General features: G+C 74.1%; 14 protein-coding genes and 1 pseudogene. 3 read left to right on the top strand and 12 right to left on the bottom strand.

The genetic code is table 11. From position 1 onward, the window contains the following. Nucleotides 1-144 precede the first annotated feature (144 nt). The 3 genes from J7E94_RS25945 to J7E94_RS25935 form a co-directional block, all read right to left on the bottom strand. The gene (locus J7E94_RS25945; protein ID WP_215019214.1) at nt 145-504 is read right to left on the bottom strand and encodes a helix-turn-helix transcriptional regulator; all 360 of its coding nucleotides are present in this window, start codon (nt 502-504) and stop codon (nt 145-147) included. 112 nt (nt 505-616) lie between these two features. Then, a complete protein-coding gene (locus J7E94_RS25940; protein ID WP_215019213.1) occupies nt 617-1,726 on the bottom strand; it encodes an NADH:flavin oxidoreductase/NADH oxidase in 1,110 nt (369 codons plus the stop codon). Nucleotides 1,727-1,808: 82 nt separating this feature from the next. Beyond that, a complete protein-coding gene (locus tag J7E94_RS25935) occupies nt 1,809-3,191 on the bottom strand; it encodes a wax ester/triacylglycerol synthase family O-acyltransferase (protein WP_215019212.1) in 1,383 nt (460 codons plus the stop codon). A 210-nt stretch (nt 3,192-3,401) separates the two neighbouring features. On the opposite strand from J7E94_RS25935, the gene J7E94_RS25930 reads away from it, so the two are divergent. Further along, nucleotides 3,402-4,493, top strand: a complete 1,092-nt coding sequence (locus tag J7E94_RS25930) for an exo-alpha-sialidase (protein ID WP_215019211.1) — start codon at nt 3,402-3,404, stop codon at nt 4,491-4,493. A gap of 179 nt (nt 4,494-4,672) precedes the next feature. Here the strand turns inward: J7E94_RS25930 and J7E94_RS25925 are convergent, their stop codons facing one another. The 3 genes from J7E94_RS25925 to J7E94_RS25915 all read right to left on the bottom strand — a co-directional run bounded on the left by J7E94_RS25925 (nt 4,673) and on the right by J7E94_RS25915 (nt 8,593). Next, complete coding sequence (locus J7E94_RS25925) at nt 4,673-6,043, bottom strand: deoxyribodipyrimidine photo-lyase (RefSeq protein WP_215019210.1); 1,371 nt, start codon at nt 6,041-6,043, stop codon at nt 4,673-4,675. Nucleotides 6,044-6,142: 99 nt separating this feature from the next. Continuing rightward, nucleotides 6,143-7,846: an SDR family oxidoreductase gene (locus J7E94_RS25920; protein WP_215019209.1), complete on the bottom strand. Its 1,704-nt coding sequence runs from the start codon at nt 7,844-7,846 to the stop codon at nt 6,143-6,145. Nucleotides 7,847-7,915: 69 nt separating this feature from the next. Then, nucleotides 7,916-8,593, bottom strand: coding sequence for a uracil-DNA glycosylase (locus J7E94_RS25915; RefSeq protein ID WP_215019208.1), 678 nt, complete (start codon nt 8,591-8,593; stop codon nt 7,916-7,918). Between the two features lie 219 nt (nt 8,594-8,812). Here J7E94_RS25915 and J7E94_RS25910 point away from each other — a divergent pair, with 219 nt between their 5' ends. Continuing rightward, on the top strand, nt 8,813-9,727 hold the full coding sequence (locus J7E94_RS25910) for a sirohydrochlorin chelatase (protein ID WP_215019207.1): 915 nt from the start codon (nt 8,813-8,815) through the stop codon (nt 9,725-9,727). 63 nt (nt 9,728-9,790) lie between these two features. Here J7E94_RS25910 and J7E94_RS25905 read toward each other — a convergent pair whose 3' ends face one another. From J7E94_RS25905 to J7E94_RS25895, 3 genes are all read right to left on the bottom strand, one after another. After that, entirely contained in the window at nt 9,791-10,849 is a 1,059-nt protein-coding gene (locus tag J7E94_RS25905) for a lactonase family protein (protein ID WP_215019206.1), read from the bottom strand. 64 nt (nt 10,850-10,913) lie between these two features. Next, nucleotides 10,914-12,062 carry a nitric oxide synthase oxygenase gene (locus J7E94_RS25900; RefSeq protein WP_215019205.1) on the bottom strand — a complete coding sequence of 383 codons (1,149 nt, stop codon included), beginning with the start codon at nt 12,060-12,062 and terminating at the stop codon, nt 10,914-10,916. A 230-nt stretch (nt 12,063-12,292) separates the two neighbouring features. Then, complete coding sequence (locus tag J7E94_RS25895) at nt 12,293-12,868, bottom strand: GNAT family N-acetyltransferase (protein WP_215019204.1); 576 nt, start codon at nt 12,866-12,868, stop codon at nt 12,293-12,295. 141 nt (nt 12,869-13,009) lie between these two features. On the opposite strand from J7E94_RS25895, the gene J7E94_RS25890 reads away from it, so the two are divergent. Continuing rightward, nucleotides 13,010-15,301 (top strand): UvrD-helicase domain-containing protein, encoded by a 2,292-nt coding sequence (locus tag J7E94_RS25890; protein ID WP_215019203.1) that lies wholly within the window; start codon nt 13,010-13,012, stop codon nt 15,299-15,301. Here J7E94_RS25890 and J7E94_RS25885 read toward each other — a convergent pair. The 3 genes and pseudogenes from J7E94_RS25885 to J7E94_RS25875 form a co-directional block, all read right to left on the bottom strand. Further along, nucleotides 15,291-16,784, bottom strand: a complete 1,494-nt coding sequence (locus J7E94_RS25885; RefSeq protein WP_215019218.1) for an FUSC family protein — start codon at nt 16,782-16,784, stop codon at nt 15,291-15,293. The genes J7E94_RS25890 and J7E94_RS25885 overlap by 11 nt on opposite strands. A gap of 288 nt (nt 16,785-17,072) precedes the next feature. Continuing rightward, nucleotides 17,073-17,580, bottom strand: a pseudogene (locus J7E94_RS34905) (PP2C family protein-serine/threonine phosphatase). Nucleotides 17,581-18,089: 509 nt separating this feature from the next. After that, nucleotides 18,090-18,515: a universal stress protein gene (locus J7E94_RS25875; protein WP_215019202.1), complete on the bottom strand. Its 426-nt coding sequence runs from the start codon at nt 18,513-18,515 to the stop codon at nt 18,090-18,092. Between the last annotated feature and the right edge of the window lie 8 nt (nt 18,516-18,523).

Here is an 18,523-nt window from a genome sequence, read left to right as displayed (position 1 = left end):
TGACAACAGCATTAGGAGGTGACGAGGGGAAGTCCTGGGGCCGGGGCACCCGTGTGGCACTGGGTGGCAGTGGTGTGCACCGCGCTGCCTGCTGCCCACCGTCCTCAACCAGGTCTACGCCGGCCTCTCCCTCCCCGGCGCCTACTAGGCGCCGGTCTGTCCGGCGAGGCGGGCCTCTTCGGCGGCGGCGGCCGTGAGGACGCTGTCCAGCAGTCCCGGGAAGACCGACTGGAGTTCCTCGCGGCGCAAGGTGTTGAACTTGGTGGTGCCGCGGTAGGTCTGGCGCACGACACCGCTCTCGCGCAGGACGCGGAAGTGGTGGGTGGTCGTGGACTTGGTGACCGGCAGGTCGAAGTACGAGCAGGCCAGTTCCGCGGACGACCCGGCCAGATCCCGGACGATGGACAGCCTGACCGGGTCGGAGAGCGCGTGGAGCACGCCCTCCAGGCGGATCGCGTCCGGCTCGGGGTGGGCGAGGGCGCGGGCCGCGTCACGTTCCGTCATGTCCCTGCTCCACTCGCTCCGGCTTGCTCCGGGTCCCATCGTACGAGAAGCGTCGTAGGACGGGCAGGGGTGGTGCGGCCCGGGCGCGCGGCCGGGCCGGACCGCACCGGGGTCACCAGGACCGGTGGTACGGGGCGGGCGTCGGGATCTCCGCGCCCAGTTCGGCGGCGGCGCGGCGGGCCCAGTACGGGTCGCGCAGCAGCTCGCGGCCCAGCAGGACCGCATCGGCCTCCCCGTTGGCCAGGATCTTCTCGGCCTGCTCCGGTTCGGTGATCAGGCCGACGGCGGCCACGGGCAGGCCGGTCTCGGCCTTGACCCGGGCGGCGAACGGCACCTGGTAGCCGGGGCCGACGGGGATCTTCGCGTGCGGGGCGAGCCCGCCGGTGGAGACGTCGAGGAGGTCCACCCCGTGCTCCTGGAGGAGCGAGGCCAGCCGGACGGTCTCGTCGGCGGTCCAGCCTTCCTCCTCCAGCCAGTCCGTGGCCGAGATCCGGAAGAACAGCGGGAGTTCCTCGGGCCACACCGCCCGTACGGCGTCCACGACTTCGAGGGCGAAGCGCGTGCGGTTCGCGAAGGAGCCGCCGTACTCGTCGGTGCGCCTGTTGCTGTGCGGGGAGAGGAACTCCCCGATCAGGTACCCGTGGGCGCCGTGGATCTCGACGACCTCGTAGCCCGCGGCGAACGCGCGCTCGGCCGCCGCGGCGAACCGGCTCACGATCTCCCTGATCTCATCGGTCGTCAGCTCGTGGGGGAGGGAGTGCCCTTCGGCGAACGGCACTGCGCTCGGGGCGACCGGCTGCCAGCCGTGCGCCTCGGGCCCGACCGGGGCTCCGCCCTTCCAGGTCCGGTCGGTGGAGGCCTTGCGTCCGGCATGGGCGATCTGGATACCGGGGATCGCGCCGTGGGCCTTGAGGAACGAGGTGATCCGGCGCAGCGCCTCGACCTGGGTGTCGTTCCAGATGCCGAGGTCGTAGGGGGTGATCCGGCCTTCCGGGGAGACGGCGGTGGCCTCCTGGACGATCAGGCCGGTGCCGCCGACGGCGCGGGCCGCGTAGTGCGCGAAGTGCCACTCGTTCGCCACGCCCGCGTTGGGGCCGAAGGCCTCGGCGCTGTACTGGCACATCGCGGCCATCCACACGCGGTTCGGGATCGTGACCGAGCGGAGGGTGTAGGGAGCGAACAGGGCGGCGAAAGCGGCGGGGGCAGCGGGGGCAGCACTCATCTCAAGGCTCTCCAGACATCACCGGGCGCGCCGGGGATCGGCGGCTAAGTACGAGACCCACCGTACAACGAAATCTCTCGTACTACGACACCTCTCGTACAAGCCCGTCCAGCTCCGCGCGCAGGGCTCCCGCCAGGGCGGTCAGGTCGGGGACGGCGGACGCGTCGGCGACCAGCCCGTAGTGGACCGTCCCCTTGTACGTGGAGACGGCAACGGCCAGGGACTGGCCGGCCGCCAGCGGGGCGAGCGGGTAGACCTCGCGGACCCGGCTCCCGCCGAGGGAGAAGGTGAGGCCCGGCAGCGGGACGCTGGTGACGAGGATGTCGAAGAGCAGCCGGGCGGCCTGCGCGACGAGCGGGCCGCCGAGGCGGTGGCCGAGCGGGTGGACGTGGTCGGCGAGGAGGGCGACGGCCCCGGCGCCGCGGGCGGGGCCGGCGTCCTTGTTGCGGTCCATGGCGACGCGGACGCGGTCGAGGCGGCGCAGCGGGTCGGGCTCGGCGAGCGGGAGGCGGAGCAGGTATCCGGAGAGCCGGTTTCCGGAGAGCCGGTTTCCGGCGCCGGCGGTCCCTCCGGGGCCGCGGCGGCGGGAGACGGGGATCAGGGCGCGCGGTCCGGGGCCGCGGGGCTCGGGGTCGCCCCGGCCGGCCAGCCAGCGCCGCAGTGCGCCCGCGACCAGGGCGATCAGTACGTCGTTGACGGTGCCCCCGGCGCCCTTGCGGACCAGGTTGACCTCGTCCAGGTCGAGGGCGAGACCCGCGGTCGTACGGGTCGCCGGACCGGCGGCGTCGGCGGTGAGGGCCGCGGGCACGCCGAGCGGCAGCCCGGCGCGGGCCACGGCGGCGCCGATCTCCAGGGCCTGGCCGACGTCCTGAACGCGCGCCGCGAACGCACCGGGCAGCCGGCGCAGGGCGGAGCCGGCCCACTGCCCGGGGACGGGGCGCTGCTCGGAGACAGGTCGCGCCGGGGGCGTCCGCAGGGAGGGGCCTTCGTCGAAGAGGGCGGCGGCCAGCGCGAGGGCACCCAGTCCGTCGGCGAGGGCGTGGTGGAACTTGAACAGGACCGCGAAGGACTCCGGGTCGGGCCCGGCCAGTACGTGCGCCTCCCAGGGCGGCAGGTCCCGGTCCAGCGGCCGCGCCATGAGGGGCCCCGCCGCGGCGTGCGGATCGAGGGCGTCCGTGCGGACGAGGAACACGTGGCGCGCCGGGTCGAAGTGCGGGTCCGGCGACCAGGCGGCCGCGCCGACGGGCAGCAGGACGTCGCGGATCCGGCGGCGCAGGCCCGGCACGGCGGCGCAGCGGGCGGTGAGCAGCTCGGCGGCGTGTTCGGCGGCGCCGGAACCGGCGGCGTGTCCGGCTCCCGAACCGGCGGCGGTGAAGACGGCGAGGGCGCCCAGGTGCATGGGGTGGGCGGAGGATTCGATCCGCCAGAAGGCGAGGTCGAGCGGGGACAAGTGCTCGGTGGCCACGTAGGTCCTCTCGCACGCGACGGCAGTGGCCTGAAGTCAACCTATTGCGAACACCCATATGCAAGCAGCAACCATTTCTGCAGGGTAAATGATCGGTATCGATCGGCAGCTGAGGGCTGCGCTGCGCCCGCAGGGCCGCTGTCAGTGGGCGGGTGCAGACTGTCCGAAAAGCCTGAGACACGTGGACGACGAAGTCCGGAGGTGCCGGCCATGGCCGAGGTACTGCTGCTCGTGGGGACCCGCAAGGGATTGTTCATCGGCCGTCGACGAGGCGACGGCCCCTGGGAGTTCGACGGGCCCCATTTCAACGCCCAGGCCGTGTACGCGGCCGCCGTCGACCGGCGGGGCGCGGCACCCCGGCTGCTGGTCGGCGCGGACAGTCTGCACTGGGGGCCGTCCGTCTTCAGCTCCGACGACCTCGGCGCGACCTGGCGGGAGCCGGCCGCGGCCGCGGTGAAGTTCCCCAAGGACACCGGTGCTTCGCTGGAGCGGGTCTGGCAGCTCCAGCCGGCCGGCCCGGAGGCCCCGGACGTGGTCTACGCGGGGACGGAGCCCGCCGCGCTGTTCCGCTCGGTGGACCGCGGTGAGTCCTTCGAGCTGGTCCGCCCGCTGTGGGAGCACCCGAGCCGCGACCAGTGGGTTCCGGGCGGCGGCGGTGAGGGGCTGCACACGGTGATCACCGACCCCCGCGACCCGGACGCGGTGACGGTGGCCGTCTCCACCGCCGGGGTGTTCCGGACCAAGGACGGCGGCGCCAGCTGGACCCCGTCCAACGAGGGGGTTTCGGCGGTGTTCCTGCCCGATCCGCACCCGGAGTTCGGCCAGTGCGTGCACAAGATCGCCCAGGACGCCGGGGACACGGACCGGCTGTACCTGCAGAACCACTGGGGCGTCTACCGCAGCGACGACGCGGGCACACGGTGGACGGACATCGGCGGCGGACTGCCCTCCGACTTCGGCTTCGCGGTGGCCGCACACCCCCACCGGCCGGACACCGCCTACGTCTTCCCGCTCAACGCCGATTCCGACCGCGTCCCGGCCGAACACCGGTGCCGGGTCTTCCGCACCCAGGACGCCGGCGCCACCTGGGAGCCGCTCTCGAAGGGGCTGCCCGCCGGCGACCACTACGGCACGGTCCTGCGGGACGCGCTGTGCACCGACGACGCGGACCCTGCGGGCGTCTACTTCGGCAACCGCAACGGCGAGGTGTACGCCAGCCACGACGACGGCGAGAGCTGGCAGCTGCTGGCCGAGCACCTGCCGGACGTCCTGTGCGTGAGGGCGGCGACCGTGGGCGATTGACGCGGCCCGCATCGCTCTGGCCGGTAGCCGCCCTCCTCGTCGTACAGCATGCCGCATGCGCCTCCTCGCTGCCGGAGGCCGGGGGCTTGCGGCCCGGCCCCTTCAGGCTCCGGCGCGCAGGGGGCGCGAAACAACTCGCATCGTTTGTGCGTCGGTATCCCCCGCGAGGCCCGGCGGGGTCAGTCGCCGCCCCTGGCGTGGCGGAAGCGGGCCAGGCCGTCGGCGAGGCTCACGACGGGGGCGGGGTAGTCGCAGGCGGCCGCGTCCAGGCCGGTGAGCTTCCACGGCTCGTGGACCGCCCCGGCGGACAGAGCGGCCAGCTCGGGGATCCAGCGGCGGACATAGGCGCCGTGGGGGTCGTACCTCTTGCCCTGGAGGACGGGGTTCAGCACCCGGTTGGGCCGGGTGTCGGTCCCTGTCCCCGCCACCCACTGCCAGTTGAGCTGGTTGTTGGCGATGTCGCCGTCCACGAGGAGGGCGAGGAAGTGCCGTGCGCCCTCCCGCCAGTCGATGTACAGCGTCTTGGTGAGGAAGGAGGCGGCGATCAGGCGCCCCCGGTTGTGCATCCAGCCCTCGTGGGCGAGTTGCCGCATGGCGGCGTCCACCAGCGGATAGCCGGTGCGCCCCTCCCGCCAGGTCCGCAGGTCGTCCTCCGCCGCCCTGCCCCGCCGCCAGCGGTCGGCCCGGCTGCGGTAGTCGGCCGTGGCCGCCTGCGGGCGTGCGGCGAGCACCTGGTGGTGGAAGTCCCGCCAGCACAACTGCCGTACGAAGGCCTCGGGGCCCGGCCCGCCGCGGGTCCGCGCCAGGTGGACGGCCTCGGCGGCCGAGACGGCGCCGAAGTGGAAGTACGCGGACAGGCGGGAGGTGGCGTCGCCCGCGAGGTCGTCGTGGCGCTCCTCGTAGGCGTCGGCGTGCCGGGACAGCCAGGCCCCCAGTCTGCGGCGGCCCTCCGTCTCCCCTCCGGCGGGCAGACCCTCGGACACGTCCGCCACGGAGGAGCGGGCGGGCAGCTCCCCGGACCGCACCCCGGCGGGCACCGGGACCATCCGGGGCGCGGCGAGCGGCGTCCGCCGCGGGTGTGCCTGCCAGCGCCTGAAGTACGGGGTGAAGACGGCGAAGTGGTCGGATCCCTGCGGGGTGAGCTCGCCGGGCGGCACGACCGTGGTCACCCCGTCGTGCACGCAGAGGCGGCGCCCGTCGGCCTCCAGGGCCTGCCGCAGCCGGGCCTCGCGGTCCTGGGCGAAGCGGGAGTACCCGGCCGCCATGTGCACCTCACCGGCGTCTGCCTGCCGCACCACGGCACAGACCTCGGCCACGGTGTCGCCGCTGCTCACGACGAGCCGGCCGCCGCGCTCCCGCAGGCCTGCGTCGAGGTCGGCCAGGCAGTCGGCGAGGAAGGCGAGGCGGTTGGGCGCCGCGAAGCCGGCCCGGTCGACGGCGGGGTCCCGGACGAACAGCGGCACGACCCCGTCCGCCGACTCCAGGGCGGCGCGCAGCGGCGGATGGTCGTGCAGGCGGAGGTCCGAGGTGAACAGGACGACGGAGTTCATGGCGCCACTCCCGGCGGTCGGTCGTCCGGCCGCCGCGCGGGGACGGCGGCCGGGCGGGCTGTTGTGCTGGCTTACCGTGTCCTTCCGGCCGGAGCCGTGTCACGGATGCGGCGGCGGACCGGCCGCATCCCCGGCTGCCTGGCCTCCCGACTGCCCTCCGGCCTCCGCGGCCCCTGCGGCCTGCGCCGCCACCGCGTCGCCCGTCGGCTCGCCCGCCGACTCGGCCGCCGCCCTCTCGGCGGTCCGGGCGATGTTCTTGGCCATGCCGCCGAAGACCACGGCATGGAACGGCGCCACGCTCCACCAGTACAGCTGTCCGGCCAGGCCGCGCGGGTGGAACAGGGCCCGCTGGCGGTAGCGGGTGCCGCCGGCGCCGTCGCGTTCGACGCGCATCTCCAGCCAGGCGAGTCCGGGCAGCCGCATCTCCGCGCGCAGGCGCAGCAGCCGCCCCCGCTCGATCTCCTCGACCCGCCAGAAGTCGAGCGCGTCGCCGACCCGGAGCCGCCGGGCGTCGCGCCGGCCCCGGCGGAGGCCCACCCCGCCGACGAGCCGGTCGAGCCGGCCCCGTACCGCCCAGGCCAGCGGGAAGGAGTACCAGCCGTTCGCCCCGCCCACGCCCTCGATGACCTGCCAGAGCTGCTGCGGGCTCGCCGGGACGGCCCGTTCGCGCTCGTCGGTGTAGAGGCTGCCGCCCGCCCAGTCGGGGTCGGTGGGCAGCGGGTCGCTGGGGGCGCCGGGCAGCGAGGCGTTGGACCAGCGGGTGGTGACGCGTGCCTCCTTGACCCGCTCCAGGGCGAGCGCGAGGGCACGGTCGAAGGGGATGGGGGCGCCGGGGCCGTCGGGCACGTACTGCCCGATGTCGTGCTCGGCGCAGACGACCTCGTACTTCAGCGACTCGGCGAGCGGGCGGGCGAGGGCGGCCGGCACGGGCGTGACCAGGCCGATCCACTGGCTCGACAGGCGCGGGGTGAGCACGGGGACGGGCAGGATGATCCGCCGGGGCAGCCGGGCGGCGGCCGCGTAGCGGAGCATCATGTCCCGGTAGGTGAGGCGGTCGGGGCCGCCGATGTCGAAGGCCCGGCTGACGTGCCGCGGCATGCGCGCGCTGCCGACGAGGTAGCGCAGCACGTCCCGTACGGCGATGGGCTGGACGCGGGTGCTGACCCAGCTCGGCGTCACCATGACGGGGAGCCGTTCGGTGAGGTAGCGGAGCATCTCGAAGGACGCGGACCCGGAACCGATGACGACCGCGGCGCGCAGGACGGTCGTGGGCACCCCGGAGTCGAGCAGGATCCGGCCCACCTCGGCCCGGGAGCGCAGGTGCGGGGAGAGCTCCCGCTCGGGCACGCCGCGCGGGGTGAGACCGCCGAGGTAGACGATGCGGCCGACCCCGGCAGCGCGGGCCTCGGCGGCGAAGGTGGCGGCCGCGCGCCGGTCGGTCTCCTCGAAGTCGCGTCCGGACCTCAGGGAGTGCACCAGGTAGTAGGCCACGTCGACACCGCGCAGGGCGGGCCGCAGGCTCTCCGCGTCGGTGACGTCGCCGCGGACCACCTCGGCACGCGCGGCCCAGGGGTGGTCCCGCAGGTGGGCCGGGGTCCGGGTCAGGCAGCGCACGCGGTGGCCGGCGTCGAGCAGCTCGGGGACGAGGCGGCCGCCGATGTAGCCGCTCGCGCCGGTGACCAGGCACCGCAGGCCGGTGGCCGGGGCGGGGGCCGGGTTCGGGGGGTACGTACTCACGGGCTGTGCTCCGTTCGTTCCGACCCGGGACGGCGGCCGGGGGTGCCGGGGTCCCGATGCATCCATCCTTCGCCTTCGGCGGCCGGAACGGATGCGCCGGGCCGGGCCCGGACTCAGGGATCGCCCGTACGCCCCCTACGGCAGTCGCCAGTCGACCTGCTGTGCCCCCTGGCGGCCCAGCAGGTCGTTGGCCCGGCTGAACGGGCGCGAGCCGAAGAAGCCCCGGTCCGCCGACATCGGGGAGGGGTGCGCCGACTCGATCGCCGGGAGGTCCCCGAGCAGCGGCCGCAGGTTGCGGGCGTCACGGCCCCAGAGGATCGACACCAGCGGTGTGCCCCGCGCGGCAAGGGCGCGGATCGCCTGCTCGGTGACCTCTTCCCAGCCCTTGCCGCGGTGCGCGTTCGCTCTGCCCGGGGCCGTCGTCAGGGACCGGTTGAGGAGCAGCACGCCCTGCCGGGTCCACGGGGTGAGGTCCCCGTTGGAGGGCCTGGGCAGTCCGAGGTCGGAGTTCATCTCCCGATGGATGTTCTCCAGGCTCGGGGGCAGCCGGCGGACCTCCGGGGCGACGGCGAAGCTGAGGCCGATGGCCATGCCCGGCGTGTGGTACGGGTCCTGTCCGACGATCAGGACGCGGACGTCGTCGAAGGGCTGCTGGAAGGCGCGCAGGACGTTCGCGCCCGAGGGGAGGTACGTCCGCCCGGCGGCGATCTCGGCCCGGAGGAAGTCCCCCATGGCCGCGATCTGTCCGGCGACGGGCTCCAGGGCCTTCGCCCAGCCTGCTTCAACGAGTTCATTCAAGGGTCGTGGTGCCACGCTGCGTCACTCTACTGGTCCCATGCGGGCCCGGCGTTGCGGCCTGTGACCGGTCCGCTCCCTTATGCTCAACGCCTGACGGCCGCGCACCCGGGTGACTGGTGCCCGCCGCCCGTCAGTTGACCGTGTCTGCCCTTCATCGGATAAATGCGGACAGATGCCGCGGGATGAGGCCCTGCCCAAACACCCGGTTGCCATAAGCCAGTAGCATGCGGCGCCATGAGCTCCCCCACTGGGCCCGCAAATGGCCTGCCCGTACGAATGCCGCGACCCCGCCAGACCGGACGGCACCGCCGGCCCGAGCCCGCGGCGGCGCCCCAGGGCGCGCCCGCGCTGGTGCTCGCCGTGCCCGGTGCCCCCTCTTCCGCCTCGCGGGGGCTGGCGGAAGAGATCATCAGCATCGGCCGCTCCGAGCTTCCGGGTCTCGACGCCCGGATCGGCTTCCTCGACGGTGACGACGGCTCCGAGTTCCCTTCCCTGTCGGGCGTGCTGACCACCGTCGCGACCGAGCGTGCCGAGCGTGCGGAGTTCGCCCGCGCCGCCGGCCACGAGGTGCCGGCGCCGACCGGCCCCGACGCCGTGGTCGTGCCGCTGCTGGCCGGTCCGGACGGCGATCTGCTCCGCCGGGTCCGCCAGGCGCTGATGGACTCCTCGGCCGCCGCCGAGCTCGCCGACGTACTCGGCCCGCACCCGCTGCTCGCCGAGGGCCTGCACGTGCGGCTGTCCGAGGCGGGCCTGGCCCGCGCCGACCGCGCGCGGCTGTTCACCGTGACCACCGCCGCCGACGGCATCGTGCTGGCCACCACCGGTGGCGAGGAGGCCGTGCAGGCCGCCGGGATCACCGGCATGCTGCTCGCCGCCCGGCTCGCCGTCCCCGTCAAGGCCGCCGCACTCGACCAGGAGGGCTCGGTGGCCGCCGTCGCGGAGCAGCTGCGCCGCGAGGGCTCCACGCAGCTCGCGCTCGCCCCGTACCTGATCGGCCCGGAGGCCGCCGAGGGGCTGCTGGACACCGCGTGCAAGGAGGCCGACTGCGCCGCCGCCGAGGTCCTCGGCGCCTACGGAGCGCTCGGCAAGCTGGCCGTCGCGCAGTACTCCGCGGCGCTCGGGATCACCCAGGGGGCCTCTGCGCACTGACCCCGCCCAGCACGACGCGAGGGGCCCCCGCCGGTCGGCGGGGGCCCCTCGCGGCGTGGGAGGTCAGGAGAAGACCACACAGGCGGCGGCCGGCACCTCCACCTGGCCGGACCGGCGCGGCCGGCCCGTCAGTGGATCGACCTCGAACCACGTGACGTTCCCGGACCACTCGTTGGACACGTACAGCCGGCGGCCCGAGGGGTCGGACACGAGATCCCGGGGCCAGCTGCCGCCGCACGGCACGGCGTCCGTGAGCTGCGGCTTCTCGGCCCTGCCGGACAGCGAGAGAGTGGCGATGGCGTCGGCGCCGCGGATCGCCACCCAGAGGAACCGCCCGTCGGGCGAGACCACGAGCGTCGAGGGGTAGTCCCGCTCGGCCCCTGGAGCGCCCCCAGAGGTCACCGGAACCTCTCCGACCGGTTCCAGTTGCCCGGATGCCGCGTTCCAGCGGCAGACCGTCAGCTGCGGCTCCAGCTCGTGGACGACGTAGACGACCGTGCCGTCGGGGTGGAAGGCGAGGTGGCGCGGTCCGCTTCCGGCGCGCAGCGCGGTCTCGGCGTGCGTACGCAGCGCCCCGGTCTCCGGGTCCAGTGCGCACACCCGTACCGAGTCGGTGCCCAGGTCGACGCTGAGGACCCAGCGGCCGCTCGGATCGGGCAGCACCTGGTGGGCGTGCGGGGTCTCCTGCCGGTCCCGGTCGGGCCCGGAACCCTGGTGCGCGAGGACGGACGGCGGGCCGCCGGGGCTGCCGTCCGCGGTCAGCGGGAGGCTGCTGACGCTGCCGGAGGTGTAGTTGGCGGTCAGCAGCCGCTGACCGCACAGGCTGAGATGGGTGGGGCCTGAGCCGTCGACGGGAACCGCGGCGCCGAGCGGGTCCAGACCCGCGGCCGTGGGCCGGAAGGCGGCCACGGCGCCGTCGTCCGTCTCGCTCACCGCGTAGAGCAGGCCGGTCCCGGGAGCGAGAGCCAGGGAGGAAGGGTTGGGGAAGGCGTCCACGGCCGCGACCGGGGTCAGCGCCCCGGTGGCCGGATCCACGGCCGCGGTGGTGATACCGCGGCCGCCCCCCGAGGTGAACGAGCCGATGTAGGCCCGGTGTTCGCCGCCCTGGTCCGTAGTCTCCACGTCGCCCACCGGTTGCCCTCTCCGCCGCTGCCGGATCCGTCCGGAGCCGACCGTAACAGAAGGTCTAGACCAAATCCCGCCCCTGGGCGCGTTCGGACGCGCCCGGGTGGTGCTCGTACGCCGGATGGCTCTGCCGGTCCTCGTACGTGCGGTGGAAGACGGGCGTCGCGGAACCGGAGATCGGCGGCACGATCCAGGACCAGTCGGCGCCGACCTCGCGGCCCTTGCGCTCCTCCCGAGCGAGGTGGGAGAGGAACCGCCGGGATTCGGTGTGGTGGTCGGCGATGGTGACTCCGGCGCGGTCGAAGGAGTGCAGGACCGCGCGGTTGAGCTCGACGAGGGCACGGTCCTTCCACAGCGAGCGGTCGCTGGTGGTGTCCAGGCCCAGCCGGCGGGCCACGGCGGGCAGCAGGTTGTAGCGGTCGGTGTCGGCGAGGTTGCGGGCCCCTATCTCGGTGCCCATGTACCAGCCGTTGAACGGGGCGGCCGGGTAGTGGACGCCGCCGATCTCCAGGCACATGTTGGAGATGGCGGGCACGGCGTGCCAGCGCAGGCCCCAGTCCCCCCAGCCGTCGCCGCCCCCGTCACCGTCGGGGTGCTCGATCGGCACCTCCATCACGGCGTCCGCGGGGGTGTCGAACCAGCGGGGCTTGTCGTCGACCCCCTGGACCACCAGCGGGAGGAGGTCGAAGGGGCTGCCGGAGCCGCCGGGCCAGCCGAGCCGCAGCAGGGCCTCGGTGAGCGGGGCGTTGCGGGCGTCGCCGACGATGACGGAGGGGTGGTCCCCGTAGCCCGCGTACCGGACGAGCTGCTCGCTCCAGATCAACGGGCCGGGTCGGTCGGGGGCGTCGGGGGCGAAGACCGTGATCGTGGGCCGGACCCGGCCGTCGTTGGTCGCCTCGCGCAGGTGCTCGAAGCACTCGGCGGCGATGCCGTCGGCGTCGGTGAGCCCGCGGCGGTCACGAACCCGCAGCGAGTTCCAATACAGCCTGCCTATGCAGCGGTTGCTGTTGCGCCAGGCCACACGGGCGCCGTGGGCCAGTTCCTCGGGAGTGTGCCGGTAGGTGCCGGTCTCCGCGAGCTCGGCCCGTACGGCGGCGAGCCGGGCACGCGGATCACCCGCGTCGGGGTTCTCCCTGTGGAAGAGTCGGATGAACTCCTCGGCCGCTTCCCACACCTGAGCGGTGGTGGAGCGCTGTGGAAGTATTTCCATTCCGGACCGTTACCCCCTGTCCGACCAGATCCACCCTGTACGTGCCGGATGAATGTGCAATGAGCACTCGCCCGTTGTATATACCGCAGGTCAGCGGTGTGCGCCAGGCGCGTCCGCAGCACCCCTCCGGGTGATCTTCGCGGATCGGACTGCGCACCGGTGCCGACAGCGCGTACGATCCGCCACAGTCCGGGAGTTCGGCACACCGGTTGCCCCTGCACCACACCACATCAGCGGCAGGGCCGGCTCATGAACAGCGCCTGCTCGCCCACGGCAGGCGTGCCGCCGTACAGGGTGGTATCGAGGCCGCAGAGGGTGAAGCCCATGCGCCGATAGGCGTGCACGGCAGGAGCGTTGACGGAGCTGACCTCCAGCCAGAGGTGTTCGGCGCCGTGTTCGCGGGCGAAGTCGGCCGCGCACTCCATCAGCGCCCGGCCGATGCCGCGACCCCGGTGTTCCGGGGAGACCTCGATGTCCTCGATGGTGACGCGCCGGTTCCAGGCGGCGTAGCCCGCGGCGACGAAGCCGCACAGCCGCCCGCCGTCGAGGGCCACGAAGGTCCGCGCATTCCCCTGCGCACCGGAGCCGCGGCCGAGCCCCTGCTCGTCGTGCTCCTCGGGCGGGAACTCCTTGTACACCGGCGGGTCCGCGGGCACCTCGCGGAGCGTGAAGCCGGCTTCCGAGGCGGCCACCTCGAAGACCGTGTCGGTGGTGAAGGAGCCGTCCAGGGCCTCGATGGCTCCCGCGTCATCGGGGCGGGCGAGGCGGTAGACGATGCCGTCGGCAGAGCCGTGTGCGGTGGTCATGAGAACCACGGTACGCAAAAAATCCCCCGGCTGAATTCGCTGCCGAGGGAGGAGAGAGCGTATATTGATTGGTTCGTGACTTCTCCATAAACGAAGACGTGAAGAACCTTACGAGGACACTGTATCGCGGCAGGAGTGCAATTGTCAACCGAGGAATTCCGGAAAGAGCAGCAATTCGTCACGGAACTCTATCTGCGCCTCGACCGCCTGCGTGACCAGGCCGAACGCGCGGTCAAAGGTGCCCTGCGCGATGTCGGGACCGGATTCCAGGCCCGCCTGGAGCGCGATGTCCTGGTCGCCGAGCAGACCGGCCTGCTCTCCGCGCTGAATGCGGGTGAGAACGGCCTCTGTTTCGGCCGTCTGGAGTTTTCCGACGGGCGTGACCACCACATCGGCCGCCTCGGAATCCGGGCGGACGACGCCGAGCGCACCCCGCTGGTCCTGGACTGGCGGGCGGAGGTCGCCCGCCCGTTCTACCTGGCCACCGGCCACACGCCCATGGGGCTGCGCCGCCGCCGGCACATCAGCAGCCGGGGGCGGGTGGTCGCCGCCCTGCACGACGAGATCCTGGATCTGACGGACGCGGAGCGCACCGGGTACGAGGGCGCCGACGCGGACGCCGTGCTGCTCGCCGCGCTCGACGCCGCCCGGACCGGCCGGATGCACGACATCGTGCGGACCATCCAGGCCGAGCAGGACCGCGTCATCCGCTCCCCGCACCGCGGCGTGCTCGTCGTCGAGGGTGGTCCGGGCACCGGAAAGACGGCGGTCGCGCTGCACCGCGCCGCGTACCTCCTGTACGCGCACCGCGAGCAGCTCGCCAAGCGCGGGGTGCTGGTCGTCGGCCCGGGCCCCGCCTTCCTGGGCTACATCGGCGGGGTGCTGCCGGCGCTCGGCGAGACGGGAGTGCTGCTGGCGACCCCCGGCGAGCTGTTCCCCGGGGTGCACGCGACCGGAACCGAGCGCCCCGGCGCCGCCGCGGTGAAGGGCCGCGCCGCGATGGCGGACGTCCTGGCCCGGGTGGTCGCCGATCGGCAGTGCCTGCCGGAGGAAATGCCGGCGGACCGGGGCGAGGAGTTCGACACGGTCCCCGAGCCCGCGCTCGAGATCGACCACGACGACTACGGCATCCTGCTGCTGGACCGCACCATGGCGTACGAGGCGCGCGACCGGGCCCGGGCCACGGGGCTGCCGCACAACCAGGCCCGGCCCACCTTCGCCTTCCGGATCATCGACGCGCTCACGGCGCAGCTCGCCGACCGGCTGGGCGCCGATCCGTACGGCGGCCCGGACCTGCTCGGCTCGGACGACGTGGCACAGCTGGGCAAGGAGATCGCGATGAGCCCGGCCGTGCACGCCGCGATCGATTCGCTGTGGCCCTCCCTCACGCCCGAACGGCTGGTCACGGACTTCCTGGCGGAGCCCACGCACCTGCCGGCGCACGAGGCGGAGCTGATCCGGCGCGAGCCGTCGCAGCGCCCGGACTGGACGCCGGCCGACGTACCGCTGCTGGACGAGGCGGCCGAGCTCCTCGGTGAGGACGACAGCGCCCGGCGCGCCGCCGAGGAGCGGGAGCGCCGGCGGCGCATCGCCTACGCCCAGGGGGTGCTGGACCTGTCTCAGGGCTCGGAGTCGTACGAGTTCGAGGACGAGGAGAACGAGTACCTCGCGGCGCACGACATCATCGACGCCGAGCGGATGGCCGAGCGGCACGAGGAGGCCGACCACCGCAGCGCGGCCGAGCGGGCCGCGGCGGACCGTACCTGGGCCTTCGGACACGTCATCGTGGACGAGGCGCAGGAGCTGTCGGAGATGGCGTGGCGGCTGCTGATGCGGCGCTGCCCGACCCGGTCGATGACGCTGGTCGGCGATCCCGCGCAGACCGCCGACGAAGCGGGGTGCGGATCGTGGGAGCGGATCCTCGGCCCGTACGTCGGCGGGCGCTGGGAGCTGGTCCGGCTGGGGGTCAACTACCGTACGCCCGCCGAGATCATGGAGGTGGCGGCGTCCGTGCTGCGGTCCCGCGATCCCGGCTTCGAACCGCCGAGCTCGGTGCGGTCCACCGGGGTGCGGCCGTGGGCGCGGGCGTCCGGTGACCTGGCGGCGGCCGTCGGGGAGGCGGTGGAGCGGGAACGGCCCGCCGAGGGGCGGCTCGCGGTGATCGCGCCGCGCGCGCTGCACGGAGCCCTGGCCGCCGTACTGCCGGAGGTCCGGGCGGGTGCGGAGCCGGACCTGACCCGGGAGGCCGTCCTCCTGGACCCGCGCCAGGCCAAGGGGCTGGAGTTCGACACGGTGATCGTGGTGGAACCGGCCGACCTCCAGCCGAGCGACCTGTACGTGGCGCTGACCCGGGCCACCCAGGCCCTCGGGGTGGTGCACACCGAGGGCCGGCTGCCTGCGGGGCTGGACCCGGAGGGACTGCTCAGGCGCTGATGACCAGCGGGGCCCGCGGGTCGGTGCGCAGCGGGGCGGCGAGCGCGACGAGCGCGTGCTCGATGCCGTGCAGGTGGGCGAGGGCCGGCTCGGCGGGTGCCGGGCGGGCCGGCACCGGAGCGGTGAGTTCCGGTGTGCTCCGCGGGGCGGTCAGGGCCTCCACGGCCGCCTCCACGCGCCAGCAGGCGGCGGCCAGCCTGGCGTCGTGCGAGGCCTGCGGGTCGGCGGCGACTGCCACCAGCCCGCGGACCTCGCGGGCGCAGTCGTCGAGCAGCGCCAGGACCTGCCGGGCCCTGGCCTTGCGGGCGCGCAGCGGGCTCAGCGGGTGGACGAGGGGCGCGAGCGCCATCCGTACGCGGCCCAGCAGCAGTTCGAGCTCGGCGGCGTGGGGGGCGGGGTCGGCGTCGGGGTTCCCGGCGAGCCGGTCGAGGGAGGCCGCGGTGGAGGCCCGCACACAGTGCAGGGCTCGCTGGATCCAGGCGTCGTTGGCGGCGTGCGTGGTCACCGGGAGGATGATCACGACGGCGAGGGCGGCACCGAGGGCGCCGATCGCGGTCTCCTGGAAGCGCAGGACCAGCAGCCCGGGGTGGAGCACGCCGAGGAGCCCGTAGAGCAGGCCGGCCATGACGGTGACGAAGAACATCATCCAGGAGTACGACGGGGCCGCGGTGTAGAAGATCCCGAAGACGCAGACGGCGACGAGTACGGCGGTGGGCAGGGGCGTCCCGTGCAGGGGTACGGCGATCAGCAGCCCGGCGGCGATGCCGAGGACGGTGCCGAGGACCCGGCGGAAGCCGCGGACGAGGGTCTCGCCGCGCGACGCGGTGTTGACGAAGATCCACCAGGCGGTGCCGACGGCCCAGTACCAGCGGTCCTCGGAGAGCGCCTGGCCGATGCCGAGCGCGAAGGCGCAGGCGGCGGTGGCCTGGAAGGCCTGGCGGGTGGTGGGCCGGGCGAGCCCGGTGCCCGGCAGGCCGGGCGGCGCGGCGGGAGGCGGGGTGCGCCGCTCGATGGGCCACAGGGCGAAGCGCACGGCCCCGGCGGCGAGGAGGGCCAGCCCGACGGCGGCGTACAGCTCGGGCAGCTGGCCGGGCTGGGCGTGCAGGAACTGGGTGACGAAGAACATCATGAAGCCGAAGATCCCGAGGGCGTGCCCGCGCGGGCCGAAGCGGCGGGCGTAGACCCCGGCGAACACGACGGCGAGGAAGGCGGCGTCCCGGGCGAGCGGCACCCCGTGCAGGGTGGTGGCCAGCGCCAGGACGGGGAATCCGGCGAGCGGCAGCAGGGCGGTGGTGGCCCGCTGGGCGCGGACGGTCGCGTCGAGCACGGTGAAGAGGGCCAGCAGGGCCGCGAGGCCCCCGGTGATGGAGGCGGTCAGGGAGAGGCCGCACAGCTCGGCGAGTGCGACGGCGGCGGCGACGCCGATGACGGCGCGGGCCGAGTTCCTGAGTCTCAGACGCCCCGGATCCGGAGCCACGAACATCCTCTTCACGGCGGTGTGCCGCCCCCCTTGCAGTGGTGCGCGCCGGCCCGGCAGCCGCCCGGGGGTGGTGGGCGGCGTACGGGCACGGCGAAGGCGCCGCGCTCCGGACCGGCCTCGTTGCCGTCCGGCGCTGCGCGGCGCCGTAGGTACATGGATAGGACACAGATAACCAGGCGGAGGCCCACTGGTTCAACCGGTCCCAGGATGACTGGACCATTGGCCCAGTCTGGACCGCCCGTCATCGGCCACCGGAAGGCCAACGGACCGGAGTGTGAGCTGTCGCAGCGGTCAGTCCGGGGAAGTCGGCAGGCGGTGGACGCGCGCGAGGACGAGGACGGTGTCGTCGGCCGGTGGGCCGGGGAGCAGGCGGGCGAGGATCCGGTCCGCCATGGGCTCCAGCGGGCCGGTCGATCCGCCCAGTCCGGTGCGCAGGGATTCCGGGCCCGTCCCGATGTGCCGGCCGCGGGTTTCGATGAGGCCGTCGGTGCAGAGGACGAGGGTCGCGTGGTCGGGGAGTTCGATCCCGGTCGTCCGGAACGGGACGCCGCCGACGCCGAGCGGGACTCCCAGGACCTGGTCGAGGGTGTCGACCGCGCCGTCCGGGCGGAGCACCAGGGGCGGGGGGGCCGGCGTTGGCGATGCGGGCGCGGCCGGTCCTCGGGTCGTACACGATGTACAGGCACGTGGCCAGCTCCATGCCGGCCTCGTGGGCGCACGCGTCGAGCTCGGCGAGCAGGGCGTCCGGTTCGCCGGTGTGCCGGGCCAGCGCCTTGGTGGTGATCCGGAGGCGGCCCATGGCAGCGGCGGCCGGCACCCCGTGCCCCCTCACGTCGCCCACCACGAGGGCTACCCCGGTCGTCCGGCAGCCGGATCACGTCGTACCAGTCGCCGCCGACCTCGTTGATGTGGCTGCCGGGCAGGTACCGGTGCGCCACGTCCACGTACGGGCTGCTCGCCAGCGCGCTGGGCAGCAGGGCCCGCTGGGCGCACGTGTCGGAGGCGTTCCGGGATGCCGTGTCGGCGAAGAGCAGGGCGCCGGGCTGCGCCGGGGCGGCGGCGGAGTCGTGGCCGAAGAGGTCCTGTGCGCCGGGTCCCCAGTAGGCGACGAGCCCGGCGTCGTCGATGCCGAAGGCAGCCACCGGTACGTGCTCCAGCAGCGTCCCCGCGGAACGGGCCGTCCGCCTTATCGCCCCCAGGCTGGACCGAAGGCACGAGACGTCCCCTTCCACCCGCGGACCTGCAGATCCAGTATGCGGACACCACGGTGGTTCCCGCCCTGTTTGTCCGCGGCCGTGACCGGGCGCTCTACCCCGCGTCGCCATCCGTCGGTACGCACAGGACCGGGATCGGCGAGAGGTGCAGAAGCTTGTGCGGGGTGGAGCCCAGGAGCGCGCCGCGGATCGGGCTGTCGCCCCACGTGCCGACGATGATGACCCGGGCGTGGTGGCGCTCGGCGGCGTCGAGCAGGGCCTGAGCCGGATTCGCGTCGACCACCTCGACCGTCGAAGGCACTCCCGCCTCGTCGGCGGCCTCGACGGCGCGCGCCAGCGCCCTGCGGCCCGCCTGGCGGACGGCTTCGCGGTGGGCCGCGTACTCCTCGCCCGGGGCGCCCGGGGCGGCCCCCCCGTACACGAGGACGAGGGGCTCGCCGAAGGCGGTCGCGACCTCCAGCGCCACCCGCAGGGCGTGTTCGGCGCCGGGCGACTCGTCGTACCCCAGGACCACGGACATCCGGCCTC

Origin of the sequence: Streptomyces sp. ISL-94 (assembly GCF_018614075.1) — a bacterium.
Taxonomy (GTDB): domain Bacteria; phylum Actinomycetota; class Actinomycetes; order Streptomycetales; family Streptomycetaceae; genus Streptomyces.
The sequence above is the reverse complement of the archived record's forward strand: the minus strand, read 5'-3'. Positions and strand labels throughout refer to the sequence as shown.